Origin of the sequence: Pseudomonas sp. A-RE-19 (genome assembly GCF_019956555.1) — a bacterium.
Lineage (GTDB): Bacteria > Pseudomonadota > Gammaproteobacteria > Pseudomonadales > Pseudomonadaceae > Aquipseudomonas.
This window is the reverse complement of sequence record NZ_JAHBDQ010000010.1, coordinates 68,522-92,121: the sequence shown is the minus strand read 5'-3', so window position 1 is coordinate 92,121 and position 23,600 is coordinate 68,522. Positions and strand designations below refer to the sequence as shown.

Here is a 23,600-nt window from a genome sequence, read left to right as displayed (position 1 = left end):
CAAAAACGCCGCGAGAGAATCGCGGCGTTTTTGTTTGTAGAAAGATCAAAAGATCGCAGCCTTCGGCAGCTCCTACAGGGGAATGCGTTCGGCGTAGGAGCTGCCGAAGGCTGCGATCTTTTCAAGCGGCGACGCGGTGCAACTGATACACCGCGCCCCTCCGCTCTTAGCTATAAACCCGGCCAAGAAGCTGGCGATGGCTTTCAAACTGATCGAGCACGTCACGGGTGATCTGATCCTGAGTGAAGCCCATCAAGTCGTAGTCCTGGCTGCCGTTGTGCAGGTACACCTCGGCACGGTAGTAACGTGCGCGCGGCTCATCGGCACTTTCGGCCGACACCGTTTCACTCGCCGCCGCCAGATAACCATCCAGGTTCACTTCGTAGACAAACGGGTTGCCCTCTTCCATCTCGATCCGCACGCCCATGCAGCGTTTCGACTTGCCCAGCAACGTCTGCACATCCAGACCCTGGGCACGCAATTGCACAGCCGCATCTTCCAGCGCCGGGCTGACTTGCTTGTCCATGAAACGCTGAACGATCGACTGGTTCGGTTGCAGGTCCAACTGAGTCAAACGCTCGCTGAAACCACGACGACCACGCGCCGCCAGCTCCGCTTGCTCCTGTTCGATCTGCACGTCCTGACGCATGGCCTTGTGCAAGCCGAACATGAAGAACACCAGCACCACCGAGAACGGCAGCCCGGCCAGCACCACCATGGTTTGCATGGCTTCGAAGTTACCGGCGAACAACAGACCGATGGTCACCAGGGTGATCACCACCGACCAGAAGATCCGCAGCCAGTGCGGCGCATCTTCATCAACGTTGCCGCCCTTGCAGGAAAGGTTGGCCATCATCACCGCGCCGGAATCCGCCGGGGTCAGGAACAGCACGAAGCCGACAAAAATCGACACGCCAATCACGATCTTCGACGCAGGGTAATGCTCAAGCAACTGGTAGATCGCCATCGACGGCTGTTCCAGCGCCGTCTTCCCGAGTTCCACCGCCCCATGGTTCATCACCAGGTCCAGGGCCGAGTTACCGAAGATCGACAGCCATGCCAAGGTGAAGCCCAGCGGAATCAGCAACACCCCGGCCACCAGTTCACGCACCGTGCGACCACGGGAAATACGCGCGATGAACATGCCGACGAATGGCGCCCAGGAAATCCACCAGGCCCAGTAGAACAGGGTCCACAGGCCCAACCAGCGGTCGGACTTCTCACTGTCGCCTTCATACACATAGAGGTCGAACGTTTTCAGCACCACACCGTTCAGGTAGTCGCCGATGTTCTGCACAAAGCCGTTGAGCAGGTGCAGGGTCGGGCCGAACAACAGCACGAAAATCAGCAGACCGCTGAACAGCACGATGTTCAGGTTGGACAGACGGCGAATACCGTTTTCCACACCGGACACAGCGGCGATGGTCGCCACGGTGCTCATCACGATGATCACGATCAGCAGGTTGGTGTTGCTGTGTTCCATACCGAACAGGTTTTCCAGCCCCGACGACACTTGCAGCGAACCGATCCCCAGGTTCGTCACCAGCCCCAGCAGGGTCACAAACATGCCGAAGCCGTCCACTGCATGACCGGCCGCGCCTTTGACCCAACGCTCGCCGACCAGCGGATACAGCGCCGAACGCAACGCCAGCGGCTGGTTATGACGATAAGCAAAGTACGCCACGGCGAGGCCGACCAAGGCATAGATCGCCCAGCCATGCAGGCCCCAATGCAGGAACGTCAGTTGCACTGCCTGACGTGCCGCAAGGTTGGTGCCGGCCACGCCTTCCGGCGGATTGAAGTAGTGGTCCAGCGGCTCGGACGCACCGAAGTACAACAACGAGATGCCGATCCCCGACGAGAACAACATCCCCGCCCAGGCGCCGTAGCTGAAATCCGGGGTGTCGTCCTTGCTGCCCAGTTTGAGTTTGCCGTAAGACGAAAACGCCAGGCCAACCACAAAAACCAGATAAGCGGCGATCACCACCATGTAGTACCAGCCGAAGCTGCGGGACAACCAGGCCTGGGCAATGCCGAGCATTCTGCCGGCCTCTTGCGGGGCGATGATCAGAATGGCGGTTAACAGCAAGATCAGCGCGGTAGAGGTGTAGAACACCCAACCGTTGACCGTCACCTTCTCGGGCGGGGTCTTTATTAGAGAGGCAGAACTCATGGCACAGATGCTCCAGGCAGTGCGAGAGAAGAACACAAGGCAACGCGATACCCGACCAATCGATTAGTTGGCAGCCGACCGGTGGGTGATATAAAGACACCCCGAAAAAAGCCCGAAACCCTTGGGACGCTACTGCGTATGGGTTTCGAGCATTTTTGGATGTCGTTTTTCCGCCAACTACACGTAGGAAAAACCTGTAGGCAGCGACGAATTGTCGCAGATCTTATTCTTTGTTGATTGAACGTTCAATCAAAACAAAATAGACTGGCCTTTAACCCGGTAGCCGTTTTTCGTCCACCGGAAGGCCTAAGGAGATGTGCAAGATGCCCAAGGTCGGTATGCAACCCATCCGCCGCCAGCAATTGATCGAAGCCACGTTACAGGCTGTCGATCGGGTCGGCATGGGGGACGCCAGCATTGCGCTGATCGCCCGTTTGGCCGGTGTCTCGAATGGCATCATCAGTCATTATTTTCAGGACAAGAACGGCCTGATCGCTGCCACGGCGCAGTACCTGATGAGTGTCCTCAGCGAGAACGTCACCGCGCGCCGTCAGGCGCTGGAGGACACCAGCCCACGGGCTCACCTCCAGGTGATTATCGAAGGCAACTTCGACGCCAGCCAGGTCAATGGCCCGGCAATGAAAACCTGGCTGGCCTTCTGGGCCACCAGCATGCACCACCCGTCATTGCACCGGTTGCAGCGGATCAACGATCACCGTCTGTATTCCAACCTGTGCTGCCAGTTCCGTCGTGTGTTGCCGCTTGATCAAGCGCGTAGCGCCGCCCGCGGCCTGGCAGCCCTCATTGACGGTTTGTGGTTGCGCGGCGCGCTGTCGGGAGATGCTTTCGACACCGAGCAGGCGCACCAGATCGCTTACGAATACATGGATTTCCAACTGGCCAAGCAGGTGAGTTAGAGCACACATAAAAGCGCTCAGCCCCTGAACCGCCACTGACCAGCGTCGCCCCCGGCTACACGGCACGCCCAGTGGTCAACGCCAACCACTTAATGCACTTGCGAGGACACTATGGCCCGTTTCGAACTGCAAAAACTCTACATCGACGGCGGTTACTCCGACGCCAGCGGCGACGCCACCTTCGAAGCCATCAACCCGGCTAACGGTGAAGTCCTCGCAACCGTACAGCGTGCGACCAAGGAAGACGTCGAGCGTGCAGTGGTCAGTGCTGAAAAGGGTCAGAAAATCTGGGCTGCGATGACCGCCATGGAGCGCTCGCGCATCCTGCGTCGCGCCGTGGACATCCTGCGCGAGCGCAACGATGAACTGGCCGCCCTGGAAACCCTGGACACCGGCAAGGCGTACTCCGAAACCCGTTACGTCGACATCGTCACCGGCGCTGACGTGCTGGAGTACTACGCAGGCCTGGTGCCGGCCATCGAAGGCGAGCAGATCCCTCTGCGCACCACCTCTTTCGTCTACACCCGTCGCGAGCCGTTGGGCATCGTGGCCGGTATCGGCGCGTGGAACTACCCGATCCAGATCGCTCTGTGGAAGTCCGCACCAGCGCTGGCGGCCGGTAACGCGATGATCTTCAAGCCAAGCGAAGTCACCTCGCTGACGACCCTGAAACTGGCCGAGATCTACACCGAAGCCGGCGTTCCGGCTGGCGTGTTCAACGTGTTGACCGGCAGCGGCCGTGAAGTCGGCACCTGGCTGACCGAGCACCCACGCATCGAGAAAGTCTCCTTCACCGGCGGCACCGACACCGGCAAGAAGGTGATGGCCAGCGCTTCCGCCTCGTCGCTCAAAGACGTGACCATGGAACTGGGCGGCAAATCCCCGCTGATCATTTTCGACGACGCCGATCTGGATCGCGCCGCCGACACCGCCATGATGGCCAACTTCTACAGCTCCGGTCAGGTCTGCACCAACGGCACTCGCGTGTTCGTACCGAGCCACCTGAAAGCCGTATTCGAAGCCAAGATTGTTGAGCGCGTTGCGCGCATTCGCGTCGGCAACCCTGAAGACGAAAACACCAACTTCGGTCCTCTGGTCAGCTTCGCCCACATGGAAAGCGTGCTGGGTTACATCGCCAAAGGTAAGGAAGAAGGCGCGCGCCTGCTGTGCGGCGGCGATCGTCTGACCGACGGCGAATTCGCCAAAGGCGCATTCGTGGCACCGACCGTGTTCACCGACTGCACCGACGAGATGACCATCGTTCGCGAAGAGATCTTCGGCCCGGTGATGAGCATCCTGACCTTTGATACCGAAGAAGAAGTGATCCGTCGTGCCAACGACACCGAATTCGGCCTGGCGGCTGGCGTCGTCACCAAAGACCTGAACCGCGCTCACCGCGTGATTCATCAACTGGAAGCCGGTATCTGCTGGATCAACGCCTGGGGCGAGTCCGACGCCAAGATGCCGGTCGGCGGCTACAAGCAGTCGGGTGTGGGCCGTGAGAACGGCATCAGCTCGCTGAACAACTTCACACGCATCAAATCGGTACAGGTCGAACTGGGCGATTACGCCTCGGTGTTCTAAGGCGATATTTGTTTCGCCTGCGAGGCCGCCTTCGCGAGCAGGCTCGCTCCCACAGGAGACTTCATTCCAATGTGGGAGCGAGCCTGCTCGCGATCGAGTGCGAAGCACTCGCCGACCTGACCAACTTCAAAGAGGGTGCATTCAATGTCCCAAGAATTCGACTACATCATCATCGGTGCCGGTTCGGCCGGTAACACCCTGGCGACCCGTCTGACTGAAGACGAAGGCGTCACCGTCCTGCTGCTCGAAGCGGGCGGTCCGGACTACCGTCTGGATTTCCGTACACAAATGCCGGCCGCGCTGGCGTTCCCGCTGCAAGGTCGTCGCTACAACTGGGCTTACGAAACCGATCCAGAGCCACACATGGACGGCCGCCGGATGGAATGCGGTCGCGGCAAGGGCCTGGGTGGTTCTTCGCTGATCAACGGCATGTGCTACATCCGTGGTAACGCGATGGACTACGACAACTGGTCGAAACTGCCCGGCCTGGAAGACTGGACCTACCTCGACTGCCTGCCGTATTTCCGCAAGGCGGAAACCCGTGACATCGGCCAGAACGACTACCACGGTGGCGACGGTCCGGTCAGCGTGACCACGCCGAAAGCCGGCAACAACCCGCTATTCCACGCGATGGTTGAAGCAGGCGTGCAAGCCGGTTACCCGCGTACCGAAGACCTGAACGGCTACCAGCAAGAAGGTTTCGGCCCGATGGACCGCACCGTGACGCCGAACGGCCGTCGGGCCAGCACCGCTCGCGGTTACCTGGACGTCGCCAAGAAGCGTTCGACCCTGACCATCGTCACCCACGCCCTGACCGACAAGATCCTGTTCGAAGGCAAACGTGCGGTCGGCGTGCGCTACCTGATCGGCGCCGCTGAAGAGCGCGTTGAAGCCCGCGCCCGCAAGGAAGTGCTGCTGTGCTCCGGCGCCATCGCGTCGCCGCAGATCCTGCAACGTTCCGGCGTCGGCCCGGCCGAACTGCTGAAGAAACTCGACATTCCGGTGGTCCACGACCTGCCGGGCGTCGGTGAAAACCTGCAGGATCACCTCGAGCTGTACCTGCAATACGCTTGCACCCAACCGGTCTCGCTGTACCCGTCGCTGCTGCTGCACAACCAACCGGCCATCGGTGCCGAATGGCTGTTCAACGGCACCGGTATCGGCGCCAGCAACCAGTTCGAAGCCGGTGGTTTCATCCGCACCCGTCCGGAATTCGATTGGCCGAACATTCAGTACCACTTCCTGCCGGTGGCGATTAACTACAACGGCAGCAACGGTGTGAAAGAACACGGCTTCCAGGCACACATGGGTTCCATGCGTTCGCCGAGCCGTGGTCGCATCCAGGCCAAGTCCAAAGATCCGCGCGAGTACCCGAGCATCCTGTTCAACTACATGGCCACCGAACAGGACTGGCAGGAATTTCGCGATGGCATCCGCCTGACCCGTGAAATCATGCAACAGCCTGCACTGGACGCCTTCCGCGGTCGCGAAATCAGCCCGGGTATCGATGTGCAAACCGACGAGCAACTGGATAAGTTCATCCGCGAGCACGCCGAAACCGCGTTCCACCCGTCCTGCTCGTGCAAGATGGGCACCGACGAGATGGCCGTGGTCGATGGCGAAGGTCGTGTGCATGGCATGCAGGCCCTGCGCGTGGTCGATGCCTCGATCATGCCGATCATCACCACCGGCAACCTGAACGCGCCGACGATCATGATGGCCGAGAAAATCGCCGACAAAATCCGCGGTCGCAAGCCATTGCCCCGTAGCAAGGCTGCTTACTACGTGGCCGGTGATGCACCGGTGCGTGGCAAGCCGTTGCGGGATGTGAGCCCTACTGCTCAGTAAGACAGTTAAGTTACACCGAGGCGCTGCCATCGCGAGCAGGCTCGCTCCCACAGAGGATCTTCAGTGAACACAGATTCTGTGAGCACCCAAGATTAAATGTGGGAGCGAGCCTGCTCGCGATGGGGCCCGATCAAATACCACACCTCTCCCGGTAATCCTTTCCTACACCGCTCCGCCCTTGATCCTACCCCCATGCAGGCCTAATCTAGTCCCCGCGCAAACGTTTCACCCTCCCCCTCGCAACATCGATTCGCCGCCGCTCCATACCAAGGAGGTTCCCGAATGTTCGATTTCCACCCCCAGCTCAAGCAGCGCTTCGCTGCCTTGCGCACGGGCGCTGAATTCTTTTCGCTGCGTTATGTGCGCGAGTCCGGCCAATACCTGTCGGTGCGCAAGAACGTCGCCGAACCGCCGAGCCTGAGCCGTGACGAAGGCGCGATGCTGACCGTCCGGGTCAACGGCGTCGAAGCCTATGCCGCGACCAACGACCTGTCCCAATCCGGCCTGCAAGCCGCGCTGGAGAAAGCCGAGCAACAAGCTCGTCGACTCAAGCCCCACGCCCTGCTCGACCTGCGCGAGCAAGCCGTCTCCAGCGACCGCGCCGACTATTTCTCGCCCAACCTTGACCTGCCCTTCCCGTCCCTGAGCGATTGCTACCAACTGCTCGGCGCCGAATCCGCCGCCGTGCCCAAGGACGAGCGACTGGTGAACTGGCAGGCAAGCATCGGCATCACCAACGTCGAGCAAATCTACCTCAACAGCGCCGGCGCCGAATTGCGTCAGGCCCAGCGCTTCGTCTACCCGAGCGTGGACGTCACCGCGTACGACGGCAGCGACAGCCAGACCCGCAGCCTTGGCCGCGAGAACTTCGGCCAGCAGGGCGGGTTTGATGTGATCAGCCGTTGCGGCCTGGTCGGTGCCGGCCCGAAAGTCGCCGATCAGGCACTGCAATTGCTGCTGGCGCCGAACACTCCGCAAGGCCCGCGCGACCTGTTGCTGATGCCTGACCAAATGATGCTGCAGATCCACGAGTCCATCGGTCACCCGTTGGAGCTGGACCGCATACTCGGCGACGAACGCAATTACGCCGGCACCAGTTTCGTCAAGGCAGAAGACTTCGGCAGCCTGCAATACGGCTCCGAACTGCTCAACGTGACGTTCGATCCAGACATCCCCGAACAGCTCGCCAGCTACGGCCATGACGACGACGGCAGCGCCGCCAGCAAGCAATTCCTGATCAAAGAAGGTCTGCTGCTGCGCCCGCTCGGTGGTGCGCTGTCGCAATTTCGCGCAGGTCTCGACGGCGTCGCCAACAGCCGCGCCTGTGGCTGGAACCGTCCGCCGATCGACCGCATGGCCAACCTCAACATCGAGCCCGGCGATCAGCCGCTTGAGCAACTGATCGGCAACATCGAGCACGGCATTTTGATGAGCACCAACCGTTCGTGGTCCATCGACGATGCGCGCAACAAATTCCAGTTCGGCTGCGAATGGGGCCAGTTGATTGAAAACGGCGAACTCAAGGGCGTGGTGAAGAACCCCAACTACCGGGCAATTTCCGCACAATTCTGGAAAAGCCTCAGCGCCGTCGGCGACGCCAACACCTTCAAGGTGCTGGGCACGCCGAACTGCGGCAAGGGCGAACCGAACCAGGTGATCCGCGTCGGCCATGCGTCGCCGGCTTGTGTATTCAGCAATGTTGATGTGTTTGGAGGAGACGCCTGATGACTACATCCACAAGCACTTCAAATAGCCAGGCCGAGTCGTTCAAGAAGCTGGTCAACTGGCTGCGCGATGCATTGCGCACGCCTGAGCAGTTCACCCTCAGCTATGCCGCCGAATCGTCGGCCTTCGTGCGTTTCAACCACGCCAGGGTCCGTCAGGCCGGGCAGGTGCAGCAGGCGAGCGTCGGTTTCAAACTGATCAACGATGGACGTCATGCCGACCTGAATATCACGCTGTCAGGCGACTCCGAAATCGACCTTCAGCGCTTGGCCGAAGGGCTGCAACAGTTGCGCGAAACCCTGCCACTGTTGCCTCAGGATCCGTACCTGCTACTCAACCAGAACGACTGGCAGAGCAACAACGTGCAGGATCATCCCCTGCCGGATACCGAGCAGGTGGTCGCTGAAATCACTCAGGCTGCCGAGGGATTGGACCTGGTGGGTTTCTATGCCGCCGGGCCGATCAGTCGCGGTTTCGCCAGCTCTTCGGGCGCGTTCGGCTGGCATCAGGCCAACAGCTTCAACTTCGATTTCAGCCTGTTCCATGAAAACGGTCAGGCGGTGAAAGCCAGCTACGCCGGGCACGACTGGAACAGCGAAGGGTTTGCCAGGCGCTTCCAGCAGGCCCGTGAGCAGTTGGCGTTTTTGGGGCGACCGTTGCGCACGCTGCCGCCCGGCGAATACCGCGCCTATCTGGCGCCGGCGGCGCTGGAAGAAATCATGGGCATGCTCAGCTGGGGCGGCTTTTCGGCCCAGGCAATTGCCAGCAAGCAGAGTCCGTTGCAGAAGTTCTACGCCAGCGAAACCTGCTTCAGCCCCAACGTATGGTTGAGTGAACAGGTCAGCGGTTCGTTGAGCCCGGCGTTTTCTGACGAAGGTTATCCCCGCGATGATCTGGGGTTGATCGCCAAAGGCATGGCCAATGCCCGACTGATCAATTCGCGGAGCGCCGCCGAATACGGCCTCACTGCCAACGGCGCCAGCAGCCATGAATACCCGACGGCACTGGTCATGAACGGCGGCAACCTGGAGCAGGCGGATATCCTCAAGCGCCTCGGCACCGGGCTCTACATCAGTAACCTCTGGTACCTGAACTACTCGGACCAACCAGCGGCACGCCTGACCGGCATGACACGGTTTGCGACCTTCTGGGTCGAGAACGGCGAGATTCAGGCACCGGTCAGCACCATGCGTTTCGATGACAGCGTCTACAGCCTGCTCGGTTCGCAGCTGGAAGCGTTGACCGAGGAACGCGAGCTGTTGTTGTCGGCCAGCACGTACAGTCAGCGGGCCACAGCCTCGGCGTTGTTGCCCGGTGCGCTCGTCAGTCGACTTACCTTGACGCTGTAAAAAAGCTTCGCGGGCAAGCCTCGCTCCTACAGGATCGGGGGTTGCCGTGAATTTTGCGGCTGGCTCCAAATCTGTAGGAGCGAGGCTTGCCCGCGAAGAAGTCACCACGGATTACCTGACTTACACCCACAAGAGGTCCCATGCCCAACCGCCCACCTCTCGACGCTGTCACCGCCCGCTGGGTACCGTGGGTCGTCGCCATTGCTTTCTTCATGCAATCCCTCGACGGGACAATCCTCAACACCGCCCTCCCCGCCATGGCCCGTGACCTGGCCGAAGACCCGTTGCGCATGCAAGGCGTAATCATCGCCTACATGCTCACCGTCGCCTTGTTGATCCCCGCCTCCGGCTGGATCGCCGACCGCTTCGGCACCCGGAAAATCTTCTTCGGCGCGATCCTCCTGTTCAGCTTCGGCTCATTGCTCTGCGCCTTGTCGAGCACTCTGAGCATGCTTATCGGCGCGCGGGTGATTCAGGGCCTGGGCGGCGCCTTGATGTTGCCGGTCGGGCGACTGGTGGTGCTGCGCGCGTATCCGCGCTCGGATCTGGTGCGGATCATGGGGTTCATTACCATTCCCGGTTTGCTCGGCCCGCTGATCGGCCCGACCATGGGCGGCTGGATGGTGCAATACCTGACCTGGCACTGGATCTTCCTGATCAACCTGCCGGTGGGTGTCCTCGGTTGCTACGCGGTGTGGAAGTTCATCCCCGACCTGCGCGGCAGCGAGCGCACCCGCTTCGATGGCATGGGCTTTTTACTGTTTGGCGCGGCGATGGTACTGATCACCATCGCCATGGAAGGCCTCGGCGAACTGCACCTGCCGCACTTGCGGGTGATGTTGCTGCTGTTTGGCGGCATGGCCTGTCTGGCGGCGTATTGGCTGCGGGCCGGGCACGTCGATAATCCGTTGTTCGCGCCGTCGTTGTTCAAAACCCGAACCTTTGCCGTGGGCATCCTCGGTAACCTGTTCGCTCGCCTCGGCAGCGGCGCATTACCGTTCCTGGTGCCATTGCTGCTGCAAGTGGCGCTGGGTTATTCGCCGTCTCAGGCCGGGATGAGCATGCTGCCCCTGGCCGCTGCCGCGATGGTCGCCAAGTCAGTGGCTCGGCCGCTGATCGAACGTTTCGGCTACCGCACCGTGCTGACCGGCAACACACTGGCGCTGGGGATCATGCTGGCAAGCATGGGCCTGGTCAGCGAGCAGACGCCGTATTGGCTGCTGCTGGCTCAGTTGGCGATTCTGGGGGCGATCAACTCCTTGCAGTTCACCGCCATGAACACCGTGACCCTGATCGACCTCGACGACGCCAGCGCCAGCAGCGGCAACAGTTTGCTGTCGGTGGTCGCGCAATTGTCCCTGAGCCTCGGTGTAGCCTGCGCCGGCGCCCTGCTCGGCGGCTTCACGGCAGAGATCGGCAATGACGGCGTGGACACGGTGCTGGGCGCGTTCCAGCTGACGTTTGTAACCGTCGGAATCATGGCGATGCTGGCTGCAACGATCTTCTCGCAGCTGTCCAGAACTGACGGACGGCGCGTCAAGCATCCGGAAGAACACATCGAGCCTTAGGGCGAATGGCCATAGGACTGATACACTGCGCGACATTTTGTTTTGCAGGCCAGTCCCGTGACCACCATCGCCACCGCTTTTAATACTTTGCCGCTGTCCGCCGCCATGCTGGCTAACCTCGACTCCCTCGGTTATGCCCAGATGACGCCGATCCAGGCGCAAAGCTTGCCGGTGATCCTCAAGGGGATGGACCTGATCGCCCAGGCCAAGACCGGCAGCGGCAAGACCGCCGCCTTCGGTATCGGCCTGTTGAACCCGATCAATCCGCGCTTCTTCGGTTGCCAGGCGCTGGTCATCTGCCCGACTCGCGAGTTGGCTGACCAGGTCGCCAAGGAAATCCGTCGTCTGGCCCGTGCCGAAGACAACATCAAGGTGCTGACCCTGTGCGGCGGCGTATCCTTCGGCCCACAGATCGGCTCGCTGGAGCACGGCGCGCACATCATCGTCGGCACCCCGGGGCGCATCCAGCAGCATCTGCGCAAGGGTTCGCTGGTGCTTCATGGCCTGAACACCCTGATCCTCGACGAAGCCGACCGCATGCTCGACATGGGTTTCTACGACTCCATCGAAGAAATCATCGCCCAGACCCCGGAGCGTCGCCAGACCCTGCTGTTCTCCGCCACATACCCGGTGGGCATCAAGCAACTGGCGTCGAAATTCATGCGCACTCCTCAGATCGTGAAGGCCGAGGCGTTCCACGACGATACGCAGATCGAGCAGCGCTTCTACGAAATCTCTCCGGAAGAGCGTATGGACGCAGTGGTCAAAGTCCTCGCGCATTTCCGTCCGGCGTCCTGCGTAGCTTTCTGCTTCACCAAGCAGCAGGTTCAGGAAACCGTTGATCACTTGACCTCCAAAGGCATCTCCGCTGTCGGTCTGCAGGGTGATCTGGAACAGCGTGACCGCGATCAGGTCCTGGCGATGTTCGCCAACCGCAGTACTTCGGTGCTGGTTGCTACCGACGTCGCCGCGCGCGGTCTGGACATCGATGCGCTGGACATGGTGATCAACGTCGAACTGGCCCGTGACTCGGAAATCCACATTCACCGCGTCGGCCGTACCGGTCGTGCCGGTGAAAAAGGCATTGCGATCAGCCTGGTCGCCCCGTCCGAAGCCCACCGCGCCCAAGCCATCGAGCAGCTGCAGAAGTCGCCGTTGAGCTGGGATCAGTTGGACAACCTCAAATCCCAGGGCGGCGCACCGCTGCTGCCGGTCATGAGCACGTTGTGCATCGGCGCTGGCCGTAAAGACAAGGTTCGTCCGGGCGACATTCTCGGCGCACTGACTGGCGATGCCGGCATCCCGGGTGTCCAGGTCGGCAAGATCGCGATTTTCGACTTCCAGGCCTATGTGGCCGTGGAACGCGGGATCGCCAAGCAAGCCTTGCAGCGCCTGAACGACGGCAAAATCAAAGGCCGCTCGTTGCGCGTGCGCATCCTGTAAGAGCAACGTATACCCCCTGTGGGAGCGAGCCTGCTCGCGATAGCGGACTGTCAAACAACATCTATGTTGAATGTGCAGCCCCCATCGCGAGCAGGCTCGCTCCCACAGTTTGTTTTGTGGCGACACATCAAGAGGACACCGTTTTGCGCTCTACCGAAGTCGTGATCATTGGCGCTGGCGCCGCAGGGTTGATGTGTGCGCTGACCGCCGCCGGGCGCGGGCGCAAGGTGATGCTGCTCGACCACGCGAACAAGGCCGGCAAGAAAATCCTCATGTCGGGCGGTGGACGCTGCAATTTCACCAACATGTACACCGAACCGAGCAATTTCCTCTCGCAGAATGAACACTTCTGCAAATCTGCCCTGGCCCGCTATACCCAGTGGGATTTCATCGGCATGGTCGCCAAACATGGCGTGCCGTACCACGAGAAAAAACTCGGCCAGTTGTTCTGCGATAACAAATCCAGCGACATCCTCGGCCTGCTGCTCGACGAATGCGATCAGGCCGGCGTCAGCCTGCACCTGGACACTTCGATCCAGCACATCGAGAAAATGGAAAGCGGCTACCTGCTGCAAACCACCCTCGACCAGATCACATGTGAATCCCTGGTGATTGCCACCGGCGGCCTGTCGATTCCGACCCTCGGCGCCACCGGTTTCGGTTATCAAGTGGCCAGGCAGTTCGGCCACGATCTGCTGCCAACCCGCGCCGGTCTGGTGCCGTTCACCATCACCGATCAGCTCAAGGAACTGTGCACCGAGCTGTCCGGCACGTCGGTGGATTGCCTGGTGAGCTGCAACGACCAGAGTTTCCGCGAGAACATCCTGTTCACCCACCGCGGCCTCAGTGGCCCGGCAATTTTGCAGATCTCGTCGTTCTGGGAATCCGGCGACACGGTGGAGATCAACCTGATGCCGGATCACGACGTGCCGAGCTGGCTGCAACAGCAGCAGGCCGAACGTCCCAACAGTGAGTTGAAAACCCTGCTCGGTGAAATCTTCACCAAGAAGATGGCCAACCTGCTGGCGGACAACTGGTTCGTCTCCAAACCGATGAAGCAGTACACCCACGCCGAACTGGCGGACATCGCCGAAAAACTGGCGAGCTGGAAAGTCGTTCCGGCCGGTACCGAAGGCTACCGCACTGCCGAAGTGACCCTGGGCGGCGTCGACACGCGTGAAGTGTCGTCCAAGACCATGGAATCGTTGAAAAGCCCCGGTCTGTATTTCATTGGTGAAGTGCTCGACGTTACCGGGCATCTGGGCGGCTTCAACTTTCAGTGGGCCTGGGCCTCCGGTTACGCTGCCGCGCAATTCGTCTGATCGAACCAATAACCTGTGGGAGCGAGCCTGCTCGCGATAGCGGTCTGACAGTCGACATAAATGTTGAATGTACCGGCCTCATCGCGAGCAGGCTCGCTCCCACATTCGTTATGCGTTGATCTTTAAAGGAACAGATTTTGCTGTCAGATGTGATCGGCGCCATTGCGTCGGCGTCATTACTGGCTCAATTTAGCGTCATTGCCTCGGAAGGCCTTCGCACTTCATGTCATCGACCACATTCCGTCAGTCTCTGCGTCGCCTCTGGGCGCTGGATAAATTCAGTTACAGCGTGCGGGTATTCATCGCCCTGACCGGCAGCATGGCGCTGTGTTGGTACAAGGACGAAATGGGTCTGCTGATCCCGTTGTTCCTGGGGATTATCGCCAGTGCCCTGGCCGAAACCGACGACAGTTGGCAGGGCCGCCTCAACGCACTGGCCGTGACGCTGATGTGTTTTATGGTCGCCGCCCTGTCCGTCGAACTGCTCTTCCCCTACCCCGTCCTCTTTATCATCGCCTTTGCCCTGGCCAGCTTCTGTCTGACCATGCTCGGCGCTCTGGGCGAACGGTATGGGGCGATTGCGTCGGCGACGCTGATTCTATCGGTCTACACCATGATCGGTGTGGACCAGCGCGGCGGCGCGGTCACTGATTTCTGGCACGAGCCGGTGCTGCTGGTGGCCGGTGCGGCCTGGTATGGCTTGCTCTCGGTGCTGTGGCAGGCGATGTTTTCCAATCAACCGGTGCAGCAAAGCCTGGCGCGGTTGTTCCGTGAACTGGGTTATTACCTGAAGCTGAAATCGTCGCTGTTCGAACCGATCCGGCAGATGGACGTGGAAGCGCGGCGACTGGAACTGGCCCAGCAGAATGGCCGGGTGGTGGCAGCCCTGAACGCCGCCAAGGAAATCATTCTGCACAGGGTTGGTGATGGCCGACCCGGTTCGAAGCTTAGCCGTTACCTGAAGCTGTATTTTCTCGCCCAGGACATCCACGAGCGCGCCAGCTCCTCGCACTACCCCTACAACGCGCTGGCCGAAGCGTTCTTCCACAGCGACGTGCTGTTCCGCTGTCAGCGCCTGCTGCGCCAGCAAGGCAAGGCTTGCCGCGCCCTGGCCGAATCGATCCAGATGCGTCAGCCATTCATCTATGACGCAAGCTTTGCCGAAGCCTTGAGCGACCTGCACGCCTCCCTCGAACACCTGCGCATCCAGAGCAATCCGGCCTGGCGTGGTCTGCTGCGTTCGTTGCGGGCATTGGCCGCCAACCTCGGCACCCTCGACCGTTTGCTCAGCGACGCCAGCAACCCCGATGCGCTCGCGGACGCCACCGACAGCAGCCTGCTCGACCGCTCACCCCGCAGCCTCAAGGATGTCTGGATACGCTTGCGCACGCAGCTGACGCCAACCTCGTTGCTGTTCCGCCATGCCCTGCGCTTGCCCCTGGCGTTGAGCATCGGCTACGGCATGGTGCATTTGATCCACCCGTCGCAAGGTTACTGGATCATCCTCACCACGCTGTTTGTCTGTCAGCCGAATTACGGCGCCACCCGCCGCAAACTTGGGCAGCGGATCATCGGCACCGCCATTGGCCTGACCGTGGCCTGGGCGCTGTTCGATCTGTTCCCGAACCCGTTGATCCAGTCGAGCTTCGCCATCGTTGCCGGGGTGGTGTTCTTTACCAACCGCACCACCCGCTACACCCTGGCGACTGCCGCGATCACGATCATGGTGCTGTTTTGCTTCAACCAGGTGGGCGATGGTTATGGGCTACTCCTGCCGCGACTGTTCGATACCTTGCTGGGCAGCCTGATCGCCGGGCTGGCTGTATTTCTGTTTCTGCCAGACTGGCAGGGTCGACGCCTGAACAAAGTGCTGGCCAATACCCTGACTTGCAACAGCATTTACCTGCGCCAGATCATGCAGCAATACGCCGCCGGTAAAAGCGACGACCTGGCTTATCGTCTGGCCCGACGCAACGCGCACAACGCCGATGCCGCGTTGTCGACGACGTTGGCCAACATGCTGATGGAGCCGGGGCACTTTCGTAAGGAAGCGGATGTCGGGTTTCGTTTCCTGGTGCTGTCGCACACCTTGCTCAGCTATTTGTCGGGACTGGGGGCGCATCGCGAAACCCAGCTACCATCGGACGTGCGCGAGCATTTGATCGACGGCGCCGGCGTGAACCTGGCCGCCAGCCTCGACGAAATCGCCCAAGGCCTGGCGAGCAAACAACCCGTTGCCATACAGAGCGACAAGGAAGAAGCGCTGGCCAATGCGCTTGAGCAGATGCCGGATGAGATCGATGAAGGGCAGCGGCTGGTGCAGACGCAACTGGCGTTGATTTGCCGGCAGTTGGGGCCGTTGCGGACGTTGGCGGCGCATCTCATTAAAGACACTAGCGAAGCCTGAGATTTTTGCTGATTGGGCGGGCCTCATCGCGAGCAGGCTCGCTCCCACATTGGATTTTGGGTCGGACACAGATCCGCTATGTACCGCAGCCCCTGTGGGAGCGAGCCTGCTCGCGATGAGGTCATCAGCCACCCACAAAACCCTCTCATTACATCCCATGCTGCTTGAGCAACTTGTCATAACTTCCATCAACCTTCATCGCCGCAATCTCGCGGTCAAAACCGGCGACGATCTGTTCATGCAGCGGGTTCTTCAGGCTCACCAGAATATGCAGGCTGTTCTCGCTCAACGGCTTGGGCAAAAACTCCACGGCATTGCGTACTTTGGGTGATTCACGAGCGAGGTAATACCGGGCGACGAACTCGTCTTCCAGAGTCAGTTTGACCCGATCAGCCGCGACCATCCGTACGGCCATGGCGAAGTTATGCACCGGGACTTTCTGCAACGACACATCGTCATCAAACTCGTGCGAATAGGCATAACCGCGTACCACCGCGATCGGGTAAGTGTGCAGTTGTTGCAGGTTGCTGAATTCGATCGGCGCATCTTTGCGCTTGAGAAAGCGCACCCGGTTGAGCAGATACTCACCGGAAAACTGCCCCAGCTTCGTGCGCTCGTCGGTGTACCAGGTGTTGACCAACACGTCGTAACGTCCCTCGCCCACCCCAAACAAGGCTCGCGCCCACGGCACCTGTTCGAAATCACTGGCATAACCGGCCCGGGCCAACGCAGTGCTGACGATGTCCGTGGCCAATCCGCCATTGACCAGCGTGGCGTCGGTAAAGGGTGGCCACGCATCGGCTACCAGCCGCAGCTTTTCCGCTGTCGCGCTCTGTGTCAGCAACAGCAATCCAATCAAAGCAAACGCTCGATGCAATCGCGGCATGCTTGAAAATCCTTAGCGGGCGAGCTGCCCGACGTGTTTTTCAGCCAAAACTCCAAGGCTCCCTACCGGCGAAACCCAGGTCCTAACATTAGCTTATTGAGGCCGTTGCGCAGTGCTTCATCGCAGATTACACAAAGAAGACAATCTCGCGAGAAATGAATGATGGCATTTTGGCCTTTATCACAGATTTCTCTTCATAAAGACATCCCGTGTCAGGACGCTTAGTATCGGAGCAACGTTGTTCAAGGAATCTGAAGATGACAATCGATTGGATCTGCAAACACCACAGCGACCTGGGTAAGGAGCAGCTGTATGCCATTTTGCAGCTGCGTGCCGAGGTGTTCATCGTCGAGCAGAAATGCCTTTATCAGGACATCGATGGTCAGGATCTGGAAGGTGATACCTGTCATTTGATGGGCTGGGACGGGGATCGATTGGTGGCCTACCTGCGATTGCTCGACCCACAGTTACAGGGCGGCGACGTGGTGATTGGGCGGGTGATTATCGCCCCCACTGCACGGGGCACCGGGCTGGGGCATGAAATGATGAGCCAGGCGTTGAAACAGGCCGAAAAGCACTGGCCTGAAGTGCCGATCTACCTCTCGGCCCAGGCGCATTTGCAGGGGTATTACGGGCGGTACGGGTTTGTGGTGGTAGGCGAGGAATACCTGGAGGATGACATTCCGCATATCGGGATGCGTCGCTCCTGAGGGCCTCTTCGCGGGCAAGCCTCGCTCCTACGGATTTACAGCGGACCTGTAGGAGCGAGGCTTGCCCGCGAAGGCGTCAGCCCTGTCACTGCAGGATTTCAGGGATATTCCAACACCGCTTTAATCTGCCGCAGATTACGCTCGATCCACCCCCGATCAATCGCCCCCCACTCGCGAATCCGATAGCGCCCTGCATGGTTACGCGCGCCTTCTTCCTGCTCGAACTCACAAACAATATCCAGATCCGCCAATGCCGCGATGGTGTCCTGGGCCGTGCGCCGGGGCATGCCAGTCACTTCAGTCAACGCCGGGACGCTGCTGGCCAGCCCGCTGTCGATCAGGTACGCCACGTATAACCGGCGGTAGAAGCTGCTCTTGGTCTTGCTCACGTCCATCCATGCGCCCCTTATTAGAAGATGCCCACAGGCGCGCAGGAGCTGCCGAAGGCTGCGATCTTTTGATCTTGATCTTTCAGTGCATATCCCGCCACGTCAGGTACACCCGCAAGTCAAACTCCACCTGGTGATACCCCGGCAACATGTGTTCGCACAGCTTGTAGAACGCCTTGTTGTGATCCGACTCCTTGAAGTGCGCCAGCTCATGCACCACGATCATTTTCAGAAACTGCGGCGCCGCGTCCTTGAACAGCGAGGCGATGCGAATTTCTTTCTTGGCCTTGAGCTTGCCGCCCTGCACCCGGGAGATCGCCGTGTGCAGGCCGAGCGCGCGGTGGGTCAGGTCCAGACGGTTGTCGAATAACACCTTGTCGATCGCCGGGGCGTTACGCAGGTATTCCTGTTTGAGGTCCAAGGCATAGGCATACAGCGCCTTGTCGCTCTGCACCCCGTGCTTTTCCGGATACCGCTGGCTCAGGTAATCGCCCAGCCGGCCTTCGGCAATCAGCTGGCGCACTTGATCCTGCAACGTAGCGGGATAGGCCTGGAGGTATTTCAACGCAGTCATTGGGGCGGCAACACAAATCACGGAATGGTCGCCAGTGTAGCGAATTCAACTCGTCAGCGCGTTCCAGTCGAACGGTTCCACAAAGTGACGGGTGTCTTCGGCCATCAACGGTCGCGCCACCAGAAAACCCTGCACGTACTGGCAACCGTTGGCTTGCAGCCATTCATATTGCGCCACCGTCTCCACCCCTTCGGCAATCACCAACAGACCGAACTGTTTGCACAGATCAATGACACTGCGTGCCAGCGCCGCATCCCGTTCGGAGCCCGGCAACCGGGCGATCAAATGCCGGTCGAGTTTGAGCGTGTCCAGCTGCAGGTCTCGCAAGTGCGCCAGCGAACATGCGCCGGAGCCGAAGTCATCCAGCGCCACCCGTACCCCAAGATTGCGCAGCAAACGCAATTGCTTGCGCGTTTCATCGGGGTTGAGCATCAAGGCTTCTTCCGTGACCTCGACTTCCAGCTGACGCGGCTTTAAACCATGGCGCTCCAGCACCTGACGCAGTTCGGTGACCAGGTTGGGCAAACCGAATTGCGTGCTGCTCAAACTGACGCCCAGTACCAGGTCTTCGGCAAACAAGGTTTCCCAGGCTTTTCGTTGCTTGGCCCCGCGATGGTAAATCCAGCTGCCCAGACGACTGATCAACCGCGCCTCTTCCAGCAACGGCAAAAACAGGCCCGGCGGTACATCGCCGACACTCGGATGCTGCCAGCGCAGCAACGCCTCGAACCCGCGAATCTGCCCGTCGGCGATGGCCACTTGAGGCTGATACACCAAATTGAAATCGCGGTTCTCGATGGCCGTGCGCACGCTCTCTTCAAGCATCAACCGCGAGCGCGCACGGCCATTCATTTCGTGATCGTAAAAGCGATATTGCTGACGCCCGGCACGCTTGGCTTCGTACATGGCGATGTCGGACGCCCGCATTAACCCGTCGAGATTGGCCCCGCAATCGGGGTAAGTGGCAATGCCGATGCTGGCGCCCAAGGCGATGTCCATGCCTTCGATTTGCTGACAGATCGACACCCGCTCGATGAGCTTCTCGGCAATCTTCGCCGCCTGCTCGGGGAGCTCAAGATCCAGCAGTGCGGTGAACTCATCGCCGCCCATCCGCGCCAGAATGTCGAAGGGCCGCAGACACGCCTTCAACTGCTCGGACACCCACCGCAGCACTCGGTCGCCAGCATCGTGGCCGAGGGAATCATTGACCCGCTTGAAGCCGTCGAGGTCCAGGTACAACAGCACCCAGGTGCTGTCGGAACGTTCGCCGCGCAGCAGGAGGTTTTCAACGGTCTGGTAGAAACCCCGGCGATTGAGCAGCCCGGTCAGCGGATCGGTCACGGCCTGGAACTCCAGCTGCTGATGCAGGTGGCGTACCACCGACATGTCCAGCACCGTCACCACCATGGCCTGCTGCTCGGCGGGCAAAGGCGCGCAGGACAACGCCACCGGCACTTGCTGGCCGGGCGCCGTACGCAGTAACGCATCGTGCAGGCGCAGGGTTTCACCGCGTTTGTAGCCGGCAAACAATTCGGAGTCGGCCCAGATCGGGATGTGCGGCTTTTGCAGGAAATCCAGAAATTCCTTGCCTTGCAGCTCGTGCACCGTGGCATTGAGCAGCCGGGACATCGCCGGGTTGGCAAAGCGAATCAGCCCCTCCTCACCCACCACCAGAATGCCTTCGGCGGCGTTATCCAGCACCGAGGCATTGAAGGCCCGGGCGGCTTCCAGGTCATGGCTCAACTGCTGCAAGGCGCGGCGACTACGCTGGTGCTCGAGCAGCGCCTGGACTTTGGGTTTGAGAATTTGCGGGTCGAATGGTTTGAACAGGTAATCCACCGCGCCACTGGCGTAGCCCTTGATCACAGCGTCCTGGGATTGTTCGTTGGCGGTCAGGAAAATGATCGGCGTGAGGCGGGTTCGCTGGCTGCCGCGCATCAGGCGCGCGACTTCAAAACCGTCCATGCCCGGCATCTGCACATCCAGCAACACCAGGTCGACTTCGTGTTCGAGTAACAGGCTGAGCGCTTCAAAACCGGAAGCGGCGGTAATGACCTGCCAGTCCTGGCGCTGTAACAACGCACGCATGCTAATCAGGTTTTCAGGGTAATCATCGACAATTAATAGGATTGAGCTGCCTTCAGCTGGCGTAGGTTGTGCGCATTCCATGCTGCATCTCTTGTTCGGGACTTCAGGCCGGTCTCTTGTGAAAACCGGACACATAGTGCGACTTCACTCTAGACCCGGATCCGCTAAAGCAGAAGCTGCCGGTATGCCATCACTTCAGTAAAGTTTCACATAGCCGACTAACGGTCAGTCCTGTAAGCCGCATAAACCGGGAAAGATGGCATTTCGACAGGTTGTTGACGCCAACTATTTGCCAGACGGGTGTTAACAAACAACCGTTCTACGCTTATAAAGAGGCCCCCGAAGGCGCGTGCTAGAGCTTCTGGTACGAGCGTGCAGCAATAAAATAAAGTGGAAGCTCTGACAATGATCGATCTCGCAACCTGGAACCTCAGCGTTCCTGTCGGTAGTCCGCCCTACACCGTTGAAACAGCCAAGCTGGTAGACGGCTTCAAGGATCAGTACTTCAACTCCGACTCTGGCACACTTTTTTTCTGGTCCCCGGTAACCGGCAGCCGCACTGAAAATGCGATCTACCCTCGCACCGAACTGCGCGAAACCTACAGCAATGGCACGCTGAAAAACTGGTACTACCCGGACGCGGACAATTCCCTGCGTGCGACCCTTTCGGTCAGCCAGGTCCCCAGCTCGGGCAAAATCGTCATTGGCCAGATTCACGCCTACAACAGCCAGAAGCCCTTGGTGAAGGTCGAGTTTCAATACAAAACCTACAGCTCGACCGGCAACATCGTCGCCAAGGTCCGCATGCACCCCGACGACGACACCCCCCGGATCATCACCATCGCCACCGGCGTGAAGCTCAATCAGGAATTCTCCTACCTCATCCACCTCAGCCCTGGCGGCGCATTGGGCATCAGTGCGGCGGGTTACCAATGGGATACCGACATCAGCACGATGTGGCGTGATAAGCCGTTGTACTTCAAGGCCGGGGTTTATGTGCAGGACAACACCGGGTACACCACCGAAGGCGGGGAAGTGACGTTCAGTCATCTGGATATTGATCACGACAGCTAGAGCGGCTTGATTGCCTGAACGTCGGTAAAGAGTCCAACCATTGCAGCATCTCCACCAGCCCCTGCAGGAGCTGCCGAAGGCTGCGATCTTTTGATCTTGAGTGTTTCGGGTGATCGAGCAGCGTGGGGTTTGACGATAAATCGAACCGTTGAAGCAGCGCGCGTCAAATCTCCGATCACAAAAAACCCGCCTCTCGGCGGGTTTTTCATCAACGCTATAAAACGCTCAGGCTTAGTTCACCTTGGCGTTCAACTCACCTTTGAGGTAACGCTGGTACATCGCTTCCAACGAGATCGGTTTGATCTTCGAAGCATTACCGGCAGTGCCGAACGCTTCGTAACGAGCGATACACACATCACGCATCGCCGTCACAGTCGCACCAAAGAACTTACGAGGATCGAACTCGCTAGGGTTGGTAGCCATCAAACGACGCATCGCACCAGTGGAAGCCAAACGCAGGTCGGTGTCGATGTTGACCTTGCGCACGCCGTGCTTGATGCCTTCGACGATTTCTTCAACCGGTACGCCGTAGGTTTCTTTGATGTCGCCGCCGTACTGGTTGATGATCGCCAGCCACTCTTGCGGAACCGAAGACGAACCGTGCATCACCAGGTGGGTGTTCGGGATGCGTTTGTGGATTTCTTTGATGCGGTCGATGGCCAGCACGTCGCCGGTAGGCGGCTTGGTGAACTTGTACGCGCCGTGGCTGGTGCCGATGGCGATGGCCAGGGCGTCGACCTGAGTGCGTTTGACGAAGTCAGCGGCTTCTTCCGGGTCGGTCAGCATCTGGCTGTGATCCAGAACGCCTTCGGCGCCGATGCCGTCTTCTTCACCGGCCATGCCGGTTTCCAGCGAACCCAGGCAGCCCAGCTCGCCTTCTACCGATACGCCGCAGGCGTGAGCCATGGCCACGGTTTGTTGGGTAACACGGACGTTGTAGTCGTAGTCGGTCGGGGTCTTGCCGTCTTCGCCCAGGGAACCGTCCATCATCACCGAGCTGAAGCCCAGTTGGATGGAGCGCTGGCAGACGTCAGGGCTGGTGCCGTGGTCCTGGTGCATGCACACCGGGATGTGCGGGAATTCTTCGATTGCCGCCAGGATCAGGTGACGCAGGAACGGGGCACCTGCGTATTTGCGAGCACCGGCCGAAGCCTGGACGATCACCGGGGAGTCAGTCTTGTCAGCGGCTTCCATGATGGCGCGCATCTGCTCAAGGTTGTTGACGTTGAAGGCTGGAACGCCGTAGCCGAACTCGGCTGCGTGGTCCAGCATCTGGCGCATGCTGATAAGTGCCATTGTGTGTGTCTCTCCCGGTTGAGGGTCGTTAATCGTGCCAGCCTGCCGTAGCGGCGGCGGCTATTCAAGTTATTGCAGATCGGGGGTTGGCCCGGGCTGCGAATTCGGTGTTGCCTAAATCTGAAGAACTACACGAATCCCTTGTGGGAGCGAGCCTGCTCGCGAAAGCGGCCTTGCAGTCAACAGTGCAGTGACTGTCAGACTGCTTTCGCGAGCAGGCTCGCTCCCACATTAGGTCCGTGGTGTG

General features: G+C 59.8%; 17 protein-coding genes. 11 read left to right on the top strand and 6 right to left on the bottom strand.

What is annotated here, in order from left to right:
* Positions 1-166: 166 nt before the first annotated feature.
* A complete protein-coding gene (locus KGB14_RS07805) occupies positions 167-2,116 on the bottom strand; it encodes a BCCT family transporter (protein ID WP_223485525.1) in 1,950 nt (649 codons plus the stop codon).
* Positions 2,117-2,496: 380 nt separating this feature from the next.
* Here KGB14_RS07805 and betI point away from each other — a divergent pair, with 380 nt between their 5' ends.
* From betI to yccS, 9 genes are all read left to right on the top strand, one after another.
* Complete coding sequence (betI, locus tag KGB14_RS07800) at positions 2,497-3,090, top strand: transcriptional regulator BetI (RefSeq protein WP_223485425.1); 594 nt, start codon at positions 2,497-2,499, stop codon at positions 3,088-3,090.
* Positions 3,091-3,201: 111 nt separating this feature from the next.
* Positions 3,202-4,674: a betaine-aldehyde dehydrogenase gene (betB, locus tag KGB14_RS07795; protein ID WP_223485423.1), complete on the top strand. Its 1,473-nt coding sequence runs from the start codon at positions 3,202-3,204 to the stop codon at positions 4,672-4,674.
* 144 nt (positions 4,675-4,818) lie between these two features.
* Positions 4,819-6,522 carry a choline dehydrogenase gene (betA, locus tag KGB14_RS07790; RefSeq protein ID WP_223485421.1) on the top strand — a complete coding sequence of 568 codons (1,704 nt, stop codon included), beginning with the start codon at positions 4,819-4,821 and terminating at the stop codon, positions 6,520-6,522.
* Positions 6,523-6,804: 282 nt separating this feature from the next.
* The gene (locus KGB14_RS07785) at positions 6,805-8,247 is read left to right on the top strand and encodes a TldD/PmbA family protein (RefSeq protein WP_223485419.1); all 1,443 of its coding nucleotides are present in this window, start codon (positions 6,805-6,807) and stop codon (positions 8,245-8,247) included.
* Entirely contained in the window at positions 8,247-9,596 is a 1,350-nt protein-coding gene (locus KGB14_RS07780; protein WP_223485417.1) for a TldD/PmbA family protein, read from the top strand. Before KGB14_RS07785 ends, KGB14_RS07780 begins: the two co-directional genes overlap by 1 nt.
* A 140-nt stretch (positions 9,597-9,736) precedes the next feature.
* The gene (gene mdtD, locus KGB14_RS07775) at positions 9,737-11,164 is read left to right on the top strand and encodes a multidrug transporter subunit MdtD (RefSeq protein WP_223485415.1); all 1,428 of its coding nucleotides are present in this window, start codon (positions 9,737-9,739) and stop codon (positions 11,162-11,164) included.
* 105 nt (positions 11,165-11,269) lie between these two features.
* Positions 11,270-12,607 carry an ATP-dependent RNA helicase DbpA gene (gene dbpA, locus KGB14_RS07770; protein WP_263294554.1) on the top strand — a complete coding sequence of 446 codons (1,338 nt, stop codon included), beginning with the start codon at positions 11,270-11,272 and terminating at the stop codon, positions 12,605-12,607.
* 143 nt (positions 12,608-12,750) lie between these two features.
* Positions 12,751-13,929: an NAD(P)/FAD-dependent oxidoreductase gene (locus KGB14_RS07765; protein ID WP_223485411.1), complete on the top strand. Its 1,179-nt coding sequence runs from the start codon at positions 12,751-12,753 to the stop codon at positions 13,927-13,929.
* Between the two features lie 223 nt (positions 13,930-14,152).
* The gene (gene yccS, locus KGB14_RS07760) at positions 14,153-16,336 is read left to right on the top strand and encodes a YccS family putative transporter (RefSeq protein ID WP_223485409.1); all 2,184 of its coding nucleotides are present in this window, start codon (positions 14,153-14,155) and stop codon (positions 16,334-16,336) included.
* A gap of 148 nt (positions 16,337-16,484) precedes the next feature.
* Here yccS and KGB14_RS07755 read toward each other — a convergent pair whose 3' ends face one another.
* Positions 16,485-17,222: a substrate-binding periplasmic protein gene (locus KGB14_RS07755; RefSeq protein WP_223485407.1), complete on the bottom strand. Its 738-nt coding sequence runs from the start codon at positions 17,220-17,222 to the stop codon at positions 16,485-16,487.
* A 257-nt stretch (positions 17,223-17,479) separates the two neighbouring features.
* Here KGB14_RS07755 and KGB14_RS07750 point away from each other — a divergent pair, with 257 nt between their 5' ends.
* Positions 17,480-17,932, top strand: coding sequence for a GNAT family N-acetyltransferase (locus tag KGB14_RS07750; protein WP_223485405.1), 453 nt, complete (start codon positions 17,480-17,482; stop codon positions 17,930-17,932).
* 98 nt (positions 17,933-18,030) lie between these two features.
* Here KGB14_RS07750 and KGB14_RS07745 read toward each other — a convergent pair whose 3' ends face one another.
* From KGB14_RS07745 to KGB14_RS07735, 3 genes are all read right to left on the bottom strand, one after another.
* Positions 18,031-18,327 carry a helix-turn-helix domain-containing protein gene (locus tag KGB14_RS07745; RefSeq protein ID WP_007894945.1) on the bottom strand — a complete coding sequence of 99 codons (297 nt, stop codon included), beginning with the start codon at positions 18,325-18,327 and terminating at the stop codon, positions 18,031-18,033.
* A gap of 76 nt (positions 18,328-18,403) precedes the next feature.
* Complete coding sequence (locus KGB14_RS07740) at positions 18,404-18,895, bottom strand: M48 family metallopeptidase (protein WP_223485403.1); 492 nt, start codon at positions 18,893-18,895, stop codon at positions 18,404-18,406.
* A 45-nt stretch (positions 18,896-18,940) separates the two neighbouring features.
* On the bottom strand, positions 18,941-21,064 hold the full coding sequence (locus KGB14_RS07735; protein ID WP_223485401.1) for a putative bifunctional diguanylate cyclase/phosphodiesterase: 2,124 nt from the start codon (positions 21,062-21,064) through the stop codon (positions 18,941-18,943).
* A 324-nt stretch (positions 21,065-21,388) separates the two neighbouring features.
* Between KGB14_RS07735 and KGB14_RS07730 the strand changes: the two genes are divergently transcribed.
* The gene (locus tag KGB14_RS07730; RefSeq protein ID WP_223485399.1) at positions 21,389-22,057 is read left to right on the top strand and encodes a polysaccharide lyase family 7 protein; all 669 of its coding nucleotides are present in this window, start codon (positions 21,389-21,391) and stop codon (positions 22,055-22,057) included.
* A 231-nt stretch (positions 22,058-22,288) separates the two neighbouring features.
* Here KGB14_RS07730 and fba read toward each other — a convergent pair whose 3' ends face one another.
* Positions 22,289-23,353 (bottom strand): class II fructose-bisphosphate aldolase, encoded by a 1,065-nt coding sequence (gene fba, locus KGB14_RS07725; protein WP_008081027.1) that lies wholly within the window; start codon positions 23,351-23,353, stop codon positions 22,289-22,291.
* Between the last annotated feature and the right edge of the window lie 247 nt (positions 23,354-23,600).

What these genes read in the sequence shown, in the direction of transcription:
- KGB14_RS07750 (WP_223485405.1), top strand. Translation starts at nt 17,480, where the DNA reads ATGACAATCGATTGGATCTGCAAACACCACAGCGACCTGGGTAAGGAG.
- KGB14_RS07780 (WP_223485417.1), top strand. Translation starts at nt 8,247, where the DNA reads ATGACTACATCCACAAGCACTTCAAATAGCCAGGCCGAGTCGTTCAAG.
- betB (WP_223485423.1), top strand. Translation starts at nt 3,202, where the DNA reads ATGGCCCGTTTCGAACTGCAAAAACTCTACATCGACGGCGGTTACTCC.
- mdtD (WP_223485415.1), top strand. Translation starts at nt 9,737, where the DNA reads ATGCCCAACCGCCCACCTCTCGACGCTGTCACCGCCCGCTGGGTACCG.
- betI (WP_223485425.1), top strand. Translation starts at nt 2,497, where the DNA reads ATGCCCAAGGTCGGTATGCAACCCATCCGCCGCCAGCAATTGATCGAA.
- dbpA (WP_263294554.1), top strand. Translation starts at nt 11,270, where the DNA reads ATGCTGGCTAACCTCGACTCCCTCGGTTATGCCCAGATGACGCCGATC.
- KGB14_RS07755 (WP_223485407.1), bottom strand. Translation starts at nt 17,222, where the DNA reads ATGCCGCGATTGCATCGAGCGTTTGCTTTGATTGGATTGCTGTTGCTG.
- fba (WP_008081027.1), bottom strand. Translation starts at nt 23,353, where the DNA reads ATGGCACTTATCAGCATGCGCCAGATGCTGGACCACGCAGCCGAGTTC.
- KGB14_RS07735 (WP_223485401.1), bottom strand. Translation starts at nt 21,064, where the DNA reads ATGGAATGCGCACAACCTACGCCAGCTGAAGGCAGCTCAATCCTATTA.
- KGB14_RS07785 (WP_223485419.1), top strand. Translation starts at nt 6,805, where the DNA reads ATGTTCGATTTCCACCCCCAGCTCAAGCAGCGCTTCGCTGCCTTGCGC.
- KGB14_RS07745 (WP_007894945.1), bottom strand. Translation starts at nt 18,327, where the DNA reads ATGGACGTGAGCAAGACCAAGAGCAGCTTCTACCGCCGGTTATACGTG.
- KGB14_RS07740 (WP_223485403.1), bottom strand. Translation starts at nt 18,895, where the DNA reads ATGACTGCGTTGAAATACCTCCAGGCCTATCCCGCTACGTTGCAGGAT.
- KGB14_RS07730 (WP_223485399.1), top strand. Translation starts at nt 21,389, where the DNA reads ATGATCGATCTCGCAACCTGGAACCTCAGCGTTCCTGTCGGTAGTCCG.
- yccS (WP_223485409.1), top strand. Translation starts at nt 14,153, where the DNA reads ATGTCATCGACCACATTCCGTCAGTCTCTGCGTCGCCTCTGGGCGCTG.
- betA (WP_223485421.1), top strand. Translation starts at nt 4,819, where the DNA reads ATGTCCCAAGAATTCGACTACATCATCATCGGTGCCGGTTCGGCCGGT.